The organism is Croceibacter sp. (genome assembly GCF_002716225.1).
GTDB lineage: Bacteria > Bacteroidota > Bacteroidia > Flavobacteriales > Flavobacteriaceae > Croceibacter > Croceibacter atlanticus.
On record NZ_PAZX01000004.1, the window covers coordinates 143,062 to 159,011 of the forward strand.

Genomic DNA, 15,950 nt, shown 5'->3' on the forward strand with positions numbered 1-15,950 from the left:
GCTTTACGGTCGTTATTCCTGACTTTTTCTATGAGTTCAGTTTGTAACAATATGCCATTAACTTTGGTTAGTGTGGTGTTGCTGTTCTTTTATAATTACGAACTAGAGTTTGTAATGTTGCAAATATTTTTTAAATATTGAATATCTTTATAAAAAAAATTAATTGCGATGAACAAATCTTTAAAGTGGATTATAATTGGTGTAGCTACTGTATTGGTATTGGGATATATAGGTCTTCAGGTTATGCAATACCAAACTAAGAAGCTTAGTCCCGAAGATACCGTAGTTTATGACAACGGCCACTTAAATTTAGAGATATTTTATAACAGACCATATAAAAAGGGTAGAACGATATTTGGAGATCTTGTTCCTTATAATGAAACTTGGCGAACTGGAGCTAATGAACAAACTACATTTACTACAAATAAAAATATTTTGGTAGATGGTTCTTTGCTTGAGGCTGGTGAATATTCATTATTCACCGTACCAAAAGAAGAATCGTGGGAAATAGTTTTTAATAACAGGGCATATTCTTGGGGAGCAGACTGGCAAACAGGTAAGGCTCCAAGAATAGAAAAGTTTGATGAACTAGTTGTTGAAGTGCCAGTTAATAAGAATTTTAAAGTTACAGAGCAGTTTACAATAGATTTTAAAGAATCTGAAAACTTAATACTTGTTCTGTTTTCTTGGGACGATGTTGTGGTGTCTTTACCAATAACTTCTGCTAAATAAACATGTATAATTTAATAAGTAAGCCCTATCAAATACTTGATAGGGCTTACTTATTATAGATAGTATAAGGTTACTCGTCCATTAACAAGTTAAGCTCTACATCTATATTATCTCTAGTTGCTTTTGAGAATGGGCAAATTTCGTGAGCGCTATTTATAAGATCTTCACCTGTTTCTTGATCTACACCAGGTAAATAAGCATCTAAAACGGCACTTAATAAAAAGCCACCATCTTCGTCTTTATTAAAAGAGATGTGTGCGGTTACACTAATCTCATCAAGCTCAATTTTTTTCTTATCTGCAATCGCTTGTATAGCACCGCCAAAACAAGCTGCATAAGCAGAACCAAATAATTGTTCTGGGTTGGTGCCTTCTCCACCATCGCCACCCATAGATTTTGGTACGCTAAGATCTAAATCTATAGGACCATCATCTACACTTACATGACCTGAACGACCACCTTCTGCTATTGCTGTTGCTGTATATAATGTTTTCATTGTTCTATTTTTATGTTATTCAACTAATATAAGAACTAACAGTTACTACAACAAAAAGGGAATTCCTAAATTTGTGCTAAATCTTATATAAACGTGGCTAACACAAATCAACATAAATCTGCATTATCAGAGCAAGATGGCATACAACAACCAGATTACTTAAGTAAATCTGCTGCAGAACGTATAAGAAAGCATCGTAAAAAGCAAAAATCAGTTAGTGAGTTAGCAGCAGCAATATTAAAAGGCGATAAAGTTGCTTTAAGCCAAGGCATAACTTTAATTGAAAGTCAACAAAGCACCCATCAAGAAAAAGCGAAACAATTAATTGAAGCCTGCTTGTCTCATGTAAAACCTTCTATACGTATAGGGATTACTGGAGTGCCTGGAGTAGGGAAGAGTACTTTTATTGAAGCCTTTGGAACATCATTAATATCAAAAGGATACAAAGTTGCAGTTTTAGCAGTTGATCCTTCAAGCGGTGTTACACATGGTAGTATTTTGGGAGATAAAACCAGAATGGAAGATTTGGTAAAAGAAGACAATGCATTTATAAGACCATCACCAAGTGGCGATTCTCTTGGCGGTGTAGCTCGAAAAACACGAGAGTCTATAATTTTATGTGAAGCTGCTGGTTTTGATGTTATTTTAATAGAAACTGTTGGTGTAGGGCAAAGTGAAACAACTGTACATAGTATGACAGATTTCTTTTTGTTACTAAAACTAGCCGGTGCTGGAGATGAGTTGCAAGGCATAAAACGTGGTATTATTGAAATGGCAGATGCTATTGTTATAAACAAGGCAGATGGAGAGAATATAAAAGCAGCTAAACAAGCTAAGTCTGAATTTAGAAAAGCACTACATCTATACCCAGAAAAAGAAAGCCAATGGCAACCAAAGGTATTATTGGCAAGTGCTTTAAAACAAGAAGGTATTTCTAAAGTTTGGGAGATGATTGAGGATTACAAAACTTCAACTAAAGCATCTAGTTATTTTGAATTTAGACGCCAAGAACAAAATAAATTTTGGTTGTTGCAAACCATACAAGATCGCTTAAAAGCAGATTTCTTTTCTAAGCCTAATATTAAAACTGCATTACAGGAACAGCTAAAAGCTATTGAGGATCATAAAACCACAGCTTTTGAAGCTGCGTCCTACTTACTCAACTTAAAGTAATTTATTTTATATAGGTTTTGTGTAAGAATACATGAAGTTTGTAAAACCCAAACCCTATTAAGCCTCCTATACTAAATCCTACAAGTACATCAAAAGGATAGTGTACACCTACGTATATACGGCTATAACCAACTAATAAAGCCCAAAATAACATAAAAGGTAGTATAAATTTGTACCTAGATTTTAATAGAAAGCCTATAAACAATGCTAATGCCATAGAGCTAGCAGAGTGTGCAGAGAAAAACCCAAAGCGGCCACAGCGTACAGCAATTACACGAGCATAATCTCCTAAGGCATGAGCTTGGCAAGGTCTGGCGCGCTCAAACCCATGTTTAAATAGGTTTGCTAATTGATCTGTACAAGTAATCATTGCTGCAACAAGTACTAGTGTGAGTAGAGTTGGTTTCCAACCAAATTTTTTAAACAGCAAGACTAATAACAAAATATAAATTGGGATAGACATCCATTTGTTGGTAATAGTAAGCCAAAGGATATCCCATTGTTCTGAACCTAAACTGTTCAGGTATAAAAATAAATCTTTATCGTAGTCTAATAACTCTTCCATTAGTCTTGGTAACGTTCTACTTCACGATCATAAAACGCAGTAGCTTCATTTATGAAGTTTTCCATTTCTTCTTCTATTATTTTCTGGTCTTGGTCATCAAATTCCTCAAGCCATTCAACCTCATCATCTTCAAGATTAATAATAAACCTTGGAAAGTCTGTATGTATTACATAAATGGCATTTGGGTGATCTGTATTGTCTCCAAGAATAAATTTAGGAAGTGTCATAAAAAAAGCTTTTATAAATTAAGTGGTTAACCTAATGGGTTTCAAAATTAGGAATTTTAGTTTTAGTCAAAATCAACTTTTTCGATAAATAATTAAACCTGATGTATAACATAATAGCACTAGCCGTTAAACCAGCCAATAAACCTAACCATATGCCCATACTTCCTAACTGCTCTGCTTTACCAAAGTAATAGGATATAGGGAAACCAATTATCCAATAGGCAATAAAACATATAATTGTAGGAACTTTTACATCTTGAAGACCTCTTAATGCGCCTAATACCACAACTTGAATTCCATCGCTTAATTGAAAGATAGCAGAAACGTTTAACAACTGAGATGCTAAGACGATAACTTCAACATTATCTAAATAAAAAGTAGGGAGTATATCTTTAGTTAGAATAAACATTAAAGCAAAAATAGATTGTATTATGAAAATTAGGAGAAATGTAGACAGTGCTATACGTCTTAGCTCTTTATAATTATGCATACCTTTTTGGTTGCCCACGCGTATTGTTGCAGTTACACCTAACCCAACCGCAATCATAAACGTCATAGAGGATAAGTTTAATGCAATCTGATTTGCAGCTTGAGGATTGGTTCCCAGAATACCTGCAAGAAAAATAGTAGCAGTAAAAATGGCAACTTCAAAAAACATTTGTAATGCTGTAGGAAATCCCAAAGCAAATAATCGTTTAAATACATTTTTGTTTAAATGATCCCTTTTAAATGTGGTAAAATATTGAGCAAATTTTGTTTTGCGTTTAAGGATAAACCATAAAAACCAAAGCATAAAAAATCTTGAAATTAATGTCCCAATTGCTGCGCCTTCTAGCTCAAGTCTTGGGAAAATCCAAAATCCGTAAATAAGTAAATAGTTGAAGATTATATTTACAATATTAGAAACCAATGTAGCATACATTGCATATTTGGTTTGTGATAAACCATCTGCAAATTGCTTAAATGCTTGAAACGTCATTAATGGAATTAATGAAAATGCCACAATCTCCATATAAGGAATAGCCAAAGCAACAACCTCTGGCGGCTGGTTTAATGCATATAATATGGGCTTTGCCAACAACAATAAAAAAAATAGAAGGATTCCGTTTAAGGTGCACATAATAACACCATGTTGAAAGTAATCTCTTCCAGCATCAATATCATTTGCGCCATCTGCTTCAGCAATTAAAGGTGTTATTGCAAAGGAAAATCCTATACCTAAAGATAAGGCTATAAATATTAAACTATTACCTAAAGATACGGCAGCCAATTCTGCAGCACCTAATTGCCCTACCATTAAGTTATCTGCCAACGCAACAAGTACGTGACCTAACTGTCCTAGCATTACTGGATATGCAATTTTAAGATTGGTACTAAATTCTTTGGTATAGTTAGAAAGGATCACAAGCGTTTATTAGTGTACAAAGATACTATGCTATATTTAGTTTATAGTACATTTTTCACAGTTTTGATAGTATAATTTTAATACTCATTTACCTAAATTTTAACACAAACTGATGCTTTTTCTATTATCTTGAAAGTGTTATGAAACATTGCCTTGTCATACTAAGCCTATTATTAGCGGCTAGCTATGTAAAGGCTCAAACTACTACACAACCCTTAATGAAATATCAAAATAAAATTATACCTAAGAGTATAGAAAAAGAAGCACTAAAAGCTTTATCCTTTTATCCAGAATTAAAAGATACTCCAATCGAGTTTAAATTTAAGAAAGCAATAAAAAAGTCTACCATGCAGGCACAACCTACTTGGGCTAGTTTTTTTAGATCTAAAGAAGATAGAGGATACATTATACTTATTAGTGAGAAGTTTCATATTGAAGAAGAAGAGTTTGATATTCATAATGTAGATGAAGATGTCCTTATAGGTTGGCTAGGTCATGAGCTTGGTCATGTTATGGATTATAGAGAACGTACTAATTTAGGCATGATATTTTTTGGATTAAAGTATCTATATTCTAAATCTCATATACAAGAAGTAGAGCGTTCTGCAGATACATATGCTGTAAATTACGGTATGCATGAGTATATTTTAGCAACAAAAAACTTTATACTTAATCACGCATCAATATCTCCTAAATACAAAAAGCGAATAATGAAGTTTTATATGTCTCCAGAAGAAATCATGGAATTGGTAAACTCTAATAACAATACAGAAGAAGAAATAGAAAAAGTACTTAACTAAATTAATAACAATGAAAAAAATAGCATTTATTACACTATTATCACTTATAGCTATAAGTTGTAAGACAGAGACTAAAGAAACAGAGCCTAATTCTGAAACTGCAGAAGTAGATAAAGAAATAACAGAAACAAAAGTGAGTACCACAACACTTACAGAAAACGGTATAGGTATTACACCTATATCCCATGCATCCTTAATTTTAAACTGGGATAATACTGTAATGTATGTGGATCCTGTAGGTGGAGCAGAAGCATATAAAGACCAAAAACAACCTGATGTTATTTTAATTACAGATATTCATGGAGACCATCTTAATGCCGAAACTGTTGCAGCTGTTTACCAACCAAATATAAAAATAATTGCTCCTAAAGCGGTAAAGGATAAGTTACCGAAAGAATGGCAAGACAAGGTTACTGTTTTAAACAATGATCAAGATACCAATATTGGCGATTTTAATATTAAAGGGATTGCTATGTATAACCTGCGCGAAGAAGCTAAAAAGTTTCACGAAAAGGGTCGTGGTAATGGTTATGTAATTGAAAAAAATGACAAACGAGTATACATCTCCGGAGATACAGAAGATATTCCTGAAATGAGAAACCTGCAAGATATAGACATTGCTTTTGTATGCATGAACTTACCATATACTATGACAGTTGAAAATGCTGCAAGCGCTGTTTTAGACTTTAAACCAAACAAAGTTTATCCATACCATTATAGAGGTACCGAAGGTTTGAGTGATGTTTCCAAATTTAAATCACTAGTAAACGAAGGCGATGCTTCAATTAACGTTATACAGTTAGATTGGTATCCAAACCAATAATAATTTTAAAAATAAACATTACAGTTAGGCAGTGCATTCTTAATGCGCTGCTTTTCTTTTTCAGAAAAATTATTGTGTAACGCAGTAAGTGTAGAAAGAGATTTTAACCTGTTAAGGTGTTTAGGCAAGTGTGTAAGTTTATTGTTTGATAGTATTAAAAGCTCAAGCTGTTCACAGTGTACTAAAGATTCTGGTAAGACTTTTAATTTATTGTTTGACAAATTAAGTGTCTTTAAGCCTGTTAAATTTCCAAATGATTCTGGTAGCCAGTTTAATACATTATCTTCTAAATTAAGCCGTTCAAGTTGAGCTGATGCTATCCAAGAATTATCTAGTTCATAAAGTTGGTTATGAGACAAGTCTAGTAGTTTCAAATTTTGTAACTCTTTAAAACTACTTGGAAGGTAGCTAATATGGTTGTTCTGTAAATCTAAATCTGTAAGGTTTTTACATTGTCCTATGCTTGTAGGAAGCGTAGTTAAAGCGTTTAAAGAAAGGTATAGCACCTTCAAGTCTTTAAGGTTACCAATTGTATTAGGCAGAGATTTTAATTTATTTGCCGAAAAATTTAAATGAATTAACTTTTTAAGATTACCTATGTTGTCCGGTAATACTGTTATCCCATTTAACTTTAGGTTAAGCGTTTCTAAATTAGATAGTTTAAATAAGGCTTCAGAACAAAACGTGATATCATTTCGCATTAGGTTTAAAAACTGAAGGTGTTCAAGTAATTCTACATTATTTGGGATGTGTAATAACTCCTGATCTCTTAAATTAAGTTGTCTTGCTTGTAAATTTTCAGCTAATGCATCTTCTACAGAGTAATACACCTTATTTTTTAGTGGACTAAGTTGTTGTGCTTTTGTAAATGGTATTGCTGCCAAACAAAATAAACCAATACAGAATCTAAATTTTAATACTTTAAACATAATAGTTTGTAACTAAAAAAGGCTGGACATATAAATGTTGCCAGCCTTTTCATTAATCTACTTAAATTACCTACTTTGTAGTCTTTAACACCTTGTATTCAAAACGTTTATTATCTGCAGTTACTTGTAAAAGCAACATACCATTAGCAGAATTTACTTGAGATAAATCCACAGTTATAGTATTTTGATTTATTGTTAAGTCATCTGAAGAAATTGCTAATACTTGTCTTCCTAACATATCAAACACATTTACTGAAGCTTTTTCTGGTATATTATTAAGCTCAATATTTACAATACCTGTTGTTGGGTTAGGGTATATGCTTACACCTTCTAAAGATTGAAACTCTGTAGTAGAAAGTACTTCTGCGCCTAAATTTTCTTCTAAAGCAAATACGACAGTTGCAGAACCGTTAAAACTAACATCGTTTCCTGTAGCATCTGTTTGTGTACCATTTGTACCAGATGGATGTTGTATAGAGTAAAAACCATATTTGTTATCTGGAGTGAAAGTTAAACCAGTTGGCTCTGCTCCAGTAGGTGTTCTTGAAAATATTCTTACATCTGGATTAAGTTGTGTATGGTTTACACCCACAACCCATAAATAATTATTACCGCCATCTTGTAATACCCATACATTACCATCATTGTCTATGGTGATATTATCGTTTCCGTTTGCCCAAGGCGCTACGCTTGGTCCAGATTCTGTCTGTAGCGTATACATTGTTGTAACACCACCAACAAAAGTTTCTAAATCTGCAGTAGTTGAACCATCATCTGTAAATCTGTATATCCTACTATATCCTTTTGATGCAAAATAAACGTGACCATCTACCACACTTATTTCGGCGTCTTCTACACCATTAAAATTTGTACCTCCTAAAGATGCTGCCGTATCTCTTATATTGTTGCGCTCNTCTTGNGTNTCGTTAGGAACTTGTACCCAAGNNGCANTAGGATNANTAACTTCTCCANTACCNANANNTGGNAAATCGTTNATGTCTGCAACTAATACAAATACGTCTCCAGAAGATAAATCGAAAGGNGTGTCTGGNACAAANTTNTANANACATTGTGTNCCACCATCTTCNCCNTAATANGCTACAGTNCCATCATTAGAAACNACNACNTTTTCNTGNTTCATTTTNCCCATAGCCCAAAGTTTGTCTTTNATGCCATCGTTATCATANTCCATAACNTGTTTNGTNACAGGATCTATNTCNACNANCCAGCCNACATCAAGGTANCCATCATTNTTNGAGTCATCACTNGAAGANTCTTCNGCNGTNATAATTGTNCCCATTGGTGTNACGCCACCAGANCANTTTCTNATNGTTGTAACNAGNTTTTCNTCATAAAAATCTACAGCTTCNGTAGCATNTACANTCCATAAATTNTCNTCTGTATNAAANCTNACATCTAANANAGANACGCCNCCAGGATTGGTTTCGTGATTTACAGNNACATATCCTAAAGTACTACTNCCNGAAATNGGAACATAACCTGTAAAATCGTGATTACCTGGTACGGTATTGTTAGCAATCACGTCATTTTGTACGGTGTAAGATTCACCTTGCTTAAAAATAAGTTGAAACCTATGCGTGCTAGGAATATCTAAAGTTTCTGCTTGTCCTGTTGGAGCTAAAGAAGTAAAACAAGAAATACAATTNTTTGCATCTTGTGCNTTGCTTTGGTTGTAGCTAACAAATAAAGAACATACTATAAGTGTTCTTATAAGGTGTAAATGTCTTTTCATTTGAATNNTTTTTGGTTGGTTAATTTTCAATAAAAATACATTGATGAACTTGTAATGAAACTAAGTAAATCTTACCCTTTTGTTACCTCAAGTTTAATTGTAGATAAAGTATGTTAATTCAAAATGAAGCAGTATCTGTTAGAGATTTTAGAAATGCGATGAGGTCTTGTTTTTCCGCTTCAGAAAGGTTTAGTGAGTCTTCAGAAAGTGTTTGGTTAGTTACGTTTAAGCCTACGCCATTGCCACCACCATTGTTGTAAAAATCNATGACCTCTTCTAAAGTTTTATAAGCGCCATTATGAAAATACGGAGCAGTAACTTCTATATTTCTTACAGTGGTTGTTTTAAAAGCATTTACATACATCCAAGCACTTTCAGTATGTATGCCGTTTGTAATTCTACCTTTATCATCATCTANTTCTTTGTGTGTTGTTCTTGGGTTTTTTAAAACACCAAGCACTTCGCTTTCTGAATCTTTATAGTAAGGTGGTACTAACCCTGCAAAAGTAGGAGCAAAATGACAGGTAGCACAATTGGCTTTNCCCATAAACAGATTAAATCCATTAGCAACAGATTCTGGAATGGTTTGAGATTCTCCTTTAANATAACGATCAAAACTACTATTAAAAGATCTGAGAGAACTTGTATAAGATGCCAAGGCTTTTAAAACACGTTCTCTAGATATTAAAGTGTCGCCAAATGTGTTTTTAAATTTAGAAGTGTAGGCTTCATTTTTTGATAGGCTATTAAGAATTGCTGTATAACTGGAGTTGAATTCGTTTTCATTGAAGATAACATGCTCAGCTTGTTGTTCTAAATTAAAAGCTCTTAAGTCATAGAAAAATCGATTAGCATATACTGCATTTAATAATGTAGGTGTATTTCTTTGTAAGGTATCTCCATTTTTAAAGCTTATAGGTTTTGGNAAGCCATCTGTAAAAGCCAATTTAGGATTATGGCAGGTTGCGCAACTTACNGTATTTGTTGTACTTAACTTGGTATCGTAAAATAAGCTTTTACCTAAAGACGTTAATAATTCAGAATCTTCTTTTTCTGTAAGGTCTGTATAGAAATAAGGATCTAACAACGTATCATCAAATAATGACGTTGTATTTAAATTCAAGGGTAGTGATTTTATGATATAGCTGTAGCTTTCATCATCTAAAGGAAATTCTCCCAATGTTTTATATAAAGGATCTATAATTTCTTTCAAAAAACCAAGTCTGTCAAAATTTTCAAAATTAATTTCATTAAAGTAAGTAGCACCTCTATTTAATATCGACAATGAATGTGTTATCGCCTTATGATGTGATTGNTTATCAATCTTATTAAGATGAANTGACATATTATCTAATACAACCTTAGTCTCGCTTATACCATTTAAAGATCCTGGCGTATCAAAACCACTAACACCCAANGTNAAAATTCTAATAAGTTCAATTCTTANTGCTGTTATTAGTTCAGAATGTGTAGGATGTTGTTGTTGTACNTTCTTATGTAACCTTAAGCTGGAGAAATAAAGTTTTTTAGTAAGAGAGGCAATGTTAATGGCTTCTTTGTGAACATCNTCACTNTAAATTAGCTCATCTAAAATTTGCAATCCTTCTGGNGGCTTAATTTCAGAACGGTTCTTTACGTAAGATACTTTNTGTAATGGNGCACCATTTATATGAGACTCTATAAACTCTGCATATTTAAAAGCGGTATAAAACTCTATGCGTTTAAAAGAATGTCTTGCGGTAGCTAATTGCTCCTTTAAGTTAGACACAGAGCTTTTAGAAGCACTAAATTGTTGAGCTANACTATCCAAAGTTTTAGTCGCATTTAAGAACGCGTTACTGTCCTCAATTATCTGAGTAGAGTAGTAGTCGTTATTTACACTAGTTGAGTTATAATTTAGTGAGGTGCCAAAAACAATGGTACATATTAAGAAGTACAGTGTGTAAAGCTTGAATTGCATATATCTTATTTGCAACAAAAATATGTGCAGATATAAAAAAGNTCGTTATGGGAGCGTTATGTAAAGATTACGTTATTGAGATATTCATAGAAACCGTTTAATTTGGTACAACATATCATTAACCTTACTTTTGAGCTAAATATTTAAACTACTAGCAACCGTGATAACCACAGACCACATAAAATCACTCCAAAAGCGCGTGGAAAGCTTGAGGAGATATCTTTGACATAGATGCAAAGCGCATACAGATAACCAACGAAGAAGAACAAACATTTGCCCCAGAATTTTGGGATAATCCTCGTGCAGCTCAAGCTGTAATGAAAGAGCTAAACGTAAAGAAAACTTGGGTTGAAGATTACGAACAAGCCATTACATTTGTTGAAGATTTAGAAGTTATTTTTGAATTTTACAAAGAAGGCGAAGCAGAAGAAACCAACGTGAAAGAACGCTATGCAAAAGCTAAAGATCTTATTGAAGATTTAGAGTTTAAAAATATGCTAAGCGAAGAAGGAGACGATTTAAGTGCGGTACTTCAAATTACTGCTGGTGCTGGAGGAACAGAAAGTTGCGACTGGGCAGAAATGCTTATGCGTATGTATTTAATGTGGGCAGAAAAGCGCGGATTTAAAATTAAAGAGCTAAACCTACAAAATGGCGATGTTGCAGGAATTAAGACAGTATCNNTAGAAATTGAAGGGAACTTTGCCTTTGGTTGGTTAAAAGGCGAAAATGGAGTGCATAGGCTTGTAAGAATCTCACCTTTTGATAGTAACGCAAAAAGGCATACCTCATTTGCTTCGGTTTATGTGTACCCATTAGCAGATGACTCTATTGAGATAGATATAAACCCTGCAGATATTTCTTGGGACTTTGCAAGAAGTAGTGGTGCAGGTGGCCAAAACGTAAATAAGGTAGAAACCAAAGCTATACTTACTCACCATCCGTCTGGAATTGTGATACATAATTCTGAAACACGCTCACAACTAGAAAATAGGGAAAAGGCTATGCAAATGCTTAAATCGCAATTGTATGAGATAGAGTTGCGCAAACAACAAACACAACGTGATGAAATAGAATCCTCTAAAATGAAAATTGAATGGGGTTCTCAAATTAGGAATTATGTTATGCATCCTTATAAGTTAGTTAAAGATGTAAGAACGGCTCACGAAACTGGTAACGTAGATGCAGTTATGAACGGTGATATAGATGCATTTCTTAAAGCTTTTCTTATGGCTTCAGGACAAAAACAAGAAGAAGATACCCTATAGTTTTAGAAAAGTTTAAGAGCATTTTTTTGATGGTCCATATACTTAGCATTATATTATTTAAGAATTTAAAATATATAATGATGAAACGTATACTTATAATACTTACCATATTAATAGCTAATACAGTGGCTTTTAACGCCCAAAGTATTACGCAAGAACGTACCAGTGAAGAACTTGAAAAAGAGGTAAGACAACAAACTGAACAACTAGCTTCAGAATTAGGGTTAACAGATAAGCAGGCTAAAGAATTTGAACGAAATACAATAAAGTATTCCCTAAAAATAGATGAGGTCTTACAAAAAGACATCCCTAAGAAAAACAAGACATTTCAAATTAATGTTTTAGAAGAACAACGTATAAGAGCAACTAGAAATATACTTACAAAACCACAATACGACTTATATTTAAAGATGCTAAGTATCAAAGACGATAACAAATAGATTAACCAATTTAACACAACATGATAACAATATATCACAATCCAAGATGTAGTAAATCTAGAGATGGCGTAAAAGTTTTAGAAGAATCTGGGAAAGAATTTAAAACTGTTAAGTATTTAGATGACAACCTTTCTTTTCAAGAACTAACAGAATTAATTGGTAAGATTGGAATACAACCAATTGATCTTGTAAGGAAAAATGAAAAGATTTGGAAAGAAGACTATAAGGGTAAAGACCTGAGCAAAACAGATATTGTAAATGCCATGGTTAATAACCCTAAACTTATAGAGCGTCCTATTGTTGTTACAGATTATGGTGCCGTTATAGGAAGACCTTCAGAAAAAATTGAAGAATTATTAGATAAACCTAATCAAGAACCAATTTAAGTTTAGGAATTTCATATAATCCTTGTATATTTAAAATCTTAAAACTAAACTTATGAAACGCTTATTACTAGTATTAGCCCTTGTTGTAGGGTTTACATTTACAACACAAGCCCAATCTGCAAGCACTAAAAAAGCAGATGTGGCTATTGAGCAAGCTGCTAAAGCTAAGGTTGCAACACTTAAAAGCACTTTAGATTTAGATGTAAAGCAGGTTAAATTGATGGAGCAAAATCTATCTCAATTTGAAGCTCACAAAAAACAGGTTATGGATGCAGATATTTCTGCAACAGCAAAATCTGAAAAAATTGCAAAAATGGAAACTTATAGATTAGAGTCTGTAAAGCAAATTCTAACTAATGACCAGTATAACCAATATGTAGCACTATTGGGTAAAAAGTAATTTTTTACAACATATTAAATTTTAAAAGGCCGCAATTTTGCGGTCTTTTTTCTTTTAACACAATCTTAACTCTTATAGATTTTACATCTCTACACTTAGGTAGTCAAACACACAAAATTAATGTAATGACTAAAAACCTTCTAGTTGCTTTAATAAGCATACTAACTTTTTCTAATTCAATTTTAGCACAACAGTCTTCTGGAGATGAAGTTACTGTAACAGGAACTGTTGTAGATAAATCTGCAAACATACCGTTGGAGTATGCTACAATTTCATTCCAGAGTATTAATGATGCTACAAAATTAACTGGTGGCGTAACAGATGCAAATGGTAAGTATTCAATCCAGGTTCCTGTAGGCACATATAAAATTACAATCGAGTATATTTCTTTTGAGCCTTATATAATTTCAGAAAAATCAATAACAGAGTCTACCAGCTTAGGTACTGTAAGTTTAGATTTTGCTTCAGACAGTTTAGATGAGGTTGTTATTAGAGCAGAAACAACTCAAGTAGATATAAGACTAGATAAGAAAATTTACAATGTAGGTAAAGATTTGCTAGTTCGTGGTGGTTCGGTGAGTGATGTATTGGATAATGTTCCTAGTGTATCTGTAGATGTTGAAGGTAATGTGGCGTTAAGAGGAAATGATAACGTACGTATTCTTATTAACGGTAAACCATCTGGACTAGTAGGTATTAGTGGTAGTGATGGTCTTAGACAAATACCTAGTGAGGCTATTGAGCGTGTTGAGGTTATTACATCTCCTTCTGCTAGGTATGATGCAGAAGGTACTGGTGGTATCTTAAATATAATTCTTAAAAAGGATAAACTTGTAGGATTTAATGGTAGCGTAAATGTGACAGTAGGAGATCCTGCAAACAATACAGCTTCTGCAAGTGTAAATTATAGAACTAAGGATATAAACCTATTTACCAATACTGGATATTCTTACAGAAAATCTAATGGTGGTGGCTTTAATAATAGAGAAAGTTTTAATGAGGATTTACAATACAGGTTTGTAGATGAAGACAGAGATTTTGAAAGACTTAGAAAAGGATTTAATAGCAATATTGGTTTAGAGTGGTTTATTAATGAAAGCTCTACTCTTACAAATTCATTCTTTATAAGAAACCAAGACAACTCTTCAGAAAATAATACAATTACAAACCGTTATGAGGATACAAGAGATGCGTTGTCTAACGCTTCCAGACGTTTTGATACAGAAACAGAAGATGACCAAACATTTCAATATTCATTAAACTATGTGAAAGATTTTAATGATGATGGCCACAAGCTAACATTCGATTTTCAATATGAAAAAAGTAGTGAAGACGAATTTTCTAACATTACAGATACAGACACATTTCCTGCCGAGCTAGTGACAGACCAAGAGCGAGTACAAACTTTGGAAGATCAAAATGAAATTTTACTACAGGCAGACTACGTTTGGCCAATAGATGAAAACACTCAGTTTGAAGCAGGTTATAGAGGAACCTTTAATGACTTAACTACAGATTATACAGTATCTGCTATAGATGATAATAATAACTTTATAAGAAATGACTCTTTAAGTAATGTGTTATTTTATGGAGAGCGTGTAAATGCGTTATACTCTCAATATGGTAAAAAGATTAATAAGTTTTCTGTACTATTGGGATTACGTTTAGAGAATACTCAAATTACTATAGACCAGATAACCACAAATAATTTAGCTAAGAAAAATTACACAAACTTATTCCCAACTGTAAACTTAGGATATGAGTTTACTGAAAGTAGTAGTGCAACTTTAGGATATAATAGAAGAATAAGAAGACCTCGTAGTCGTTTTATTAATCCGTTTCCATCAAGAAGTAGTGAAACAAACTTATTTCAAGGTAATCCAGACTTAGATCCTGTATTTTCTGATGGTGTAGACTTAGGATACCTTAAACGTTGGAAAGGCTTTACTCTAAATACATCTATTTATTATACAAGAAGTACAGATGTTTTTGAATTTATAAGTGAAGATACTGGCCAAGTTACCAATAATGGAGATGCTGTAGTAAGACGTTTTCCTGTAAACTTAAGCAGTAATGACCGTTATGGTTTTGAATTAACATTAATGTACAAGCCTGCAAAATGGTGGACCTTAAATTCTGACTTCAACTTATTTAACTCTAAGACAGAAGGTACGTTTAATGGCCAAGATTTTGGAGCAGACAACACAAGTTATTTTGTAAGATTAAATAGTAAAGTTACGTTACCTGCAAATATAGATTTCCAGACACGTATGTTTTATAGTGGTCCTAGTGAAGATGCACAGTCTAAAAGCGAAGGTGTATTTTCTACCAACGTAGCATTAAGTAAAGATATATTTAAAGAACAAGCTACTATTAGCTTTAATGTAAGCGATGTTTTTAATAGTAGAAAAAGACGCTCTGAAACCTTTACAGATACATTTTTTAACGAAAGTGAATTCCAATGGAGACAACGCCAAGCTACACTTTCTTTAACGTATAGATTTAATCAGAAAAAGAAAAGAGAAAGAGGATACGATGGAGGAGATGATGAAGGTGGAGAGTTTGAAGGTTAGTAAAGCTAGCTCTCTACAAC

The 15,950-nt window shown here is 33.1% G+C and carries 16 protein-coding genes; 9 read left to right on the plus strand and 7 right to left on the minus strand.

The window, feature by feature from the left end:
* Positions 1-168 precede the first annotated feature (168 nt).
* The gene (locus tag CL818_RS01715; protein ID WP_013187573.1) at positions 169-732 is read left to right on the plus strand and encodes a DUF2911 domain-containing protein; all 564 of its coding nucleotides are present in this window, start codon (positions 169-171) and stop codon (positions 730-732) included.
* Between the two features lie 70 nt (positions 733-802).
* Here CL818_RS01715 and CL818_RS01720 read toward each other — a convergent pair whose 3' ends face one another.
* Positions 803-1,228, minus strand: coding sequence for an organic hydroperoxide resistance protein (locus tag CL818_RS01720; RefSeq protein ID WP_272974236.1), 426 nt, complete (start codon positions 1,226-1,228; stop codon positions 803-805).
* Positions 1,229-1,321: 93 nt separating this feature from the next.
* On the opposite strand from CL818_RS01720, the gene meaB reads away from it, so the two are divergent.
* The gene (gene meaB / locus CL818_RS01725; protein ID WP_272974235.1) at positions 1,322-2,401 is read left to right on the plus strand and encodes a methylmalonyl Co-A mutase-associated GTPase MeaB; all 1,080 of its coding nucleotides are present in this window, start codon (positions 1,322-1,324) and stop codon (positions 2,399-2,401) included.
* A gap of 1 nt (position 2,402) precedes the next feature.
* Here meaB and CL818_RS01730 read toward each other — a convergent pair whose 3' ends face one another.
* Genes CL818_RS01730 through CL818_RS01740 form a run of 3 tightly spaced genes read right to left on the minus strand, consistent with a single transcriptional unit; the run spans position 2,403 to position 4,598 of the window.
* Positions 2,403-2,966, minus strand: coding sequence for a phosphatase PAP2 family protein (locus CL818_RS01730; RefSeq protein ID WP_272974234.1), 564 nt, complete (start codon positions 2,964-2,966; stop codon positions 2,403-2,405).
* Positions 2,966-3,193 (minus strand): DUF8828 family protein, encoded by a 228-nt coding sequence (locus CL818_RS01735; protein WP_013187577.1) that lies wholly within the window; start codon positions 3,191-3,193, stop codon positions 2,966-2,968. Before CL818_RS01735 ends, CL818_RS01730 begins: the two co-directional genes overlap by 1 nt.
* A 31-nt stretch (positions 3,194-3,224) precedes the next feature.
* Positions 3,225-4,598 (minus strand): MATE family efflux transporter, encoded by a 1,374-nt coding sequence (locus tag CL818_RS01740; protein ID WP_272974233.1) that lies wholly within the window; start codon positions 4,596-4,598, stop codon positions 3,225-3,227.
* A 218-nt stretch (positions 4,599-4,816) separates the two neighbouring features.
* Between CL818_RS01740 and CL818_RS01745 the strand changes: the two genes are divergently transcribed.
* Positions 4,817-5,398, plus strand: coding sequence for a hypothetical protein (locus tag CL818_RS01745; RefSeq protein ID WP_272974370.1), 582 nt, complete (start codon positions 4,817-4,819; stop codon positions 5,396-5,398).
* A 10-nt stretch (positions 5,399-5,408) separates the two neighbouring features.
* Positions 5,409-6,221 carry an MBL fold metallo-hydrolase gene (locus tag CL818_RS01750; RefSeq protein WP_272974232.1) on the plus strand — a complete coding sequence of 271 codons (813 nt, stop codon included), beginning with the start codon at positions 5,409-5,411 and terminating at the stop codon, positions 6,219-6,221.
* A 5-nt stretch (positions 6,222-6,226) separates the two neighbouring features.
* Here CL818_RS01750 and CL818_RS01755 read toward each other — a convergent pair whose 3' ends face one another.
* From CL818_RS01755 to CL818_RS01765, 3 genes are all read right to left on the minus strand, one after another.
* A complete protein-coding gene (locus CL818_RS01755) occupies positions 6,227-7,150 on the minus strand; it encodes a leucine-rich repeat domain-containing protein (protein WP_272974231.1) in 924 nt (307 codons plus the stop codon).
* Positions 7,151-7,220: 70 nt separating this feature from the next.
* Positions 7,221-8,903, minus strand: coding sequence for an alkaline phosphatase PhoX (locus CL818_RS01760; RefSeq protein WP_286971260.1), 1,683 nt, complete (start codon positions 8,901-8,903; stop codon positions 7,221-7,223).
* A gap of 118 nt (positions 8,904-9,021) precedes the next feature.
* A complete protein-coding gene (locus CL818_RS01765; RefSeq protein WP_286971262.1) occupies positions 9,022-10,863 on the minus strand; it encodes a cytochrome-c peroxidase in 1,842 nt (613 codons plus the stop codon).
* 160 nt (positions 10,864-11,023) lie between these two features.
* Between CL818_RS01765 and prfB the strand changes: the two genes are divergently transcribed.
* From prfB to CL818_RS01790, 5 genes are all read left to right on the plus strand, one after another.
* A protein-coding gene (gene prfB / locus CL818_RS01770; protein WP_286971264.1) for a peptide chain release factor 2 occupies positions 11,024-12,131 on the plus strand; the annotation gives its coding sequence in 2 pieces (ribosomal slippage) (positions 11,024-11,086 and positions 11,088-12,131; 1,107 coding nt in all).
* Between the two features lie 77 nt (positions 12,132-12,208).
* Positions 12,209-12,571, plus strand: coding sequence for a hypothetical protein (locus tag CL818_RS01775; RefSeq protein ID WP_272974227.1), 363 nt, complete (start codon positions 12,209-12,211; stop codon positions 12,569-12,571).
* Positions 12,572-12,591: 20 nt separating this feature from the next.
* The gene (arsC, locus tag CL818_RS01780; protein ID WP_219359533.1) at positions 12,592-12,957 is read left to right on the plus strand and encodes an arsenate reductase (glutaredoxin); all 366 of its coding nucleotides are present in this window, start codon (positions 12,592-12,594) and stop codon (positions 12,955-12,957) included.
* Between the two features lie 52 nt (positions 12,958-13,009).
* Positions 13,010-13,357, plus strand: coding sequence for a hypothetical protein (locus CL818_RS01785; protein WP_013187587.1), 348 nt, complete (start codon positions 13,010-13,012; stop codon positions 13,355-13,357).
* Between the two features lie 125 nt (positions 13,358-13,482).
* Positions 13,483-15,930, plus strand: a complete 2,448-nt coding sequence (locus CL818_RS01790; protein ID WP_013187588.1) for a TonB-dependent receptor — start codon at positions 13,483-13,485, stop codon at positions 15,928-15,930.
* Positions 15,931-15,950 lie beyond the last annotated feature (20 nt).

What these genes read in the sequence shown, in the direction of transcription:
- CL818_RS01715 (WP_013187573.1), top strand. Translation starts at nt 169, where the DNA reads ATGAACAAATCTTTAAAGTGGATTATAATTGGTGTAGCTACTGTATTG.
- CL818_RS01720 (WP_272974236.1), bottom strand. Translation starts at nt 1,228, where the DNA reads ATGAAAACATTATATACAGCAACAGCAATAGCAGAAGGTGGTCGTTCA.
- CL818_RS01730 (WP_272974234.1), bottom strand. Translation starts at nt 2,966, where the DNA reads ATGGAAGAGTTATTAGACTACGATAAAGATTTATTTTTATACCTGAAC.
- CL818_RS01735 (WP_013187577.1), bottom strand. Translation starts at nt 3,193, where the DNA reads ATGACACTTCCTAAATTTATTCTTGGAGACAATACAGATCACCCAAAT.
- CL818_RS01745 (WP_272974370.1), top strand. Translation starts at nt 4,817, where the DNA reads ATGAAATATCAAAATAAAATTATACCTAAGAGTATAGAAAAAGAAGCA.
- CL818_RS01750 (WP_272974232.1), top strand. Translation starts at nt 5,409, where the DNA reads ATGAAAAAAATAGCATTTATTACACTATTATCACTTATAGCTATAAGT.
- CL818_RS01755 (WP_272974231.1), bottom strand. Translation starts at nt 7,150, where the DNA reads ATGTTTAAAGTATTAAAATTTAGATTCTGTATTGGTTTATTTTGTTTG.
- CL818_RS01775 (WP_272974227.1), top strand. Translation starts at nt 12,209, where the DNA reads ATGATGAAACGTATACTTATAATACTTACCATATTAATAGCTAATACA.
- arsC (WP_219359533.1), top strand. Translation starts at nt 12,592, where the DNA reads ATGATAACAATATATCACAATCCAAGATGTAGTAAATCTAGAGATGGC.
- CL818_RS01785 (WP_013187587.1), top strand. Translation starts at nt 13,010, where the DNA reads ATGAAACGCTTATTACTAGTATTAGCCCTTGTTGTAGGGTTTACATTT.
- CL818_RS01790 (WP_013187588.1), top strand. Translation starts at nt 13,483, where the DNA reads ATGACTAAAAACCTTCTAGTTGCTTTAATAAGCATACTAACTTTTTCT.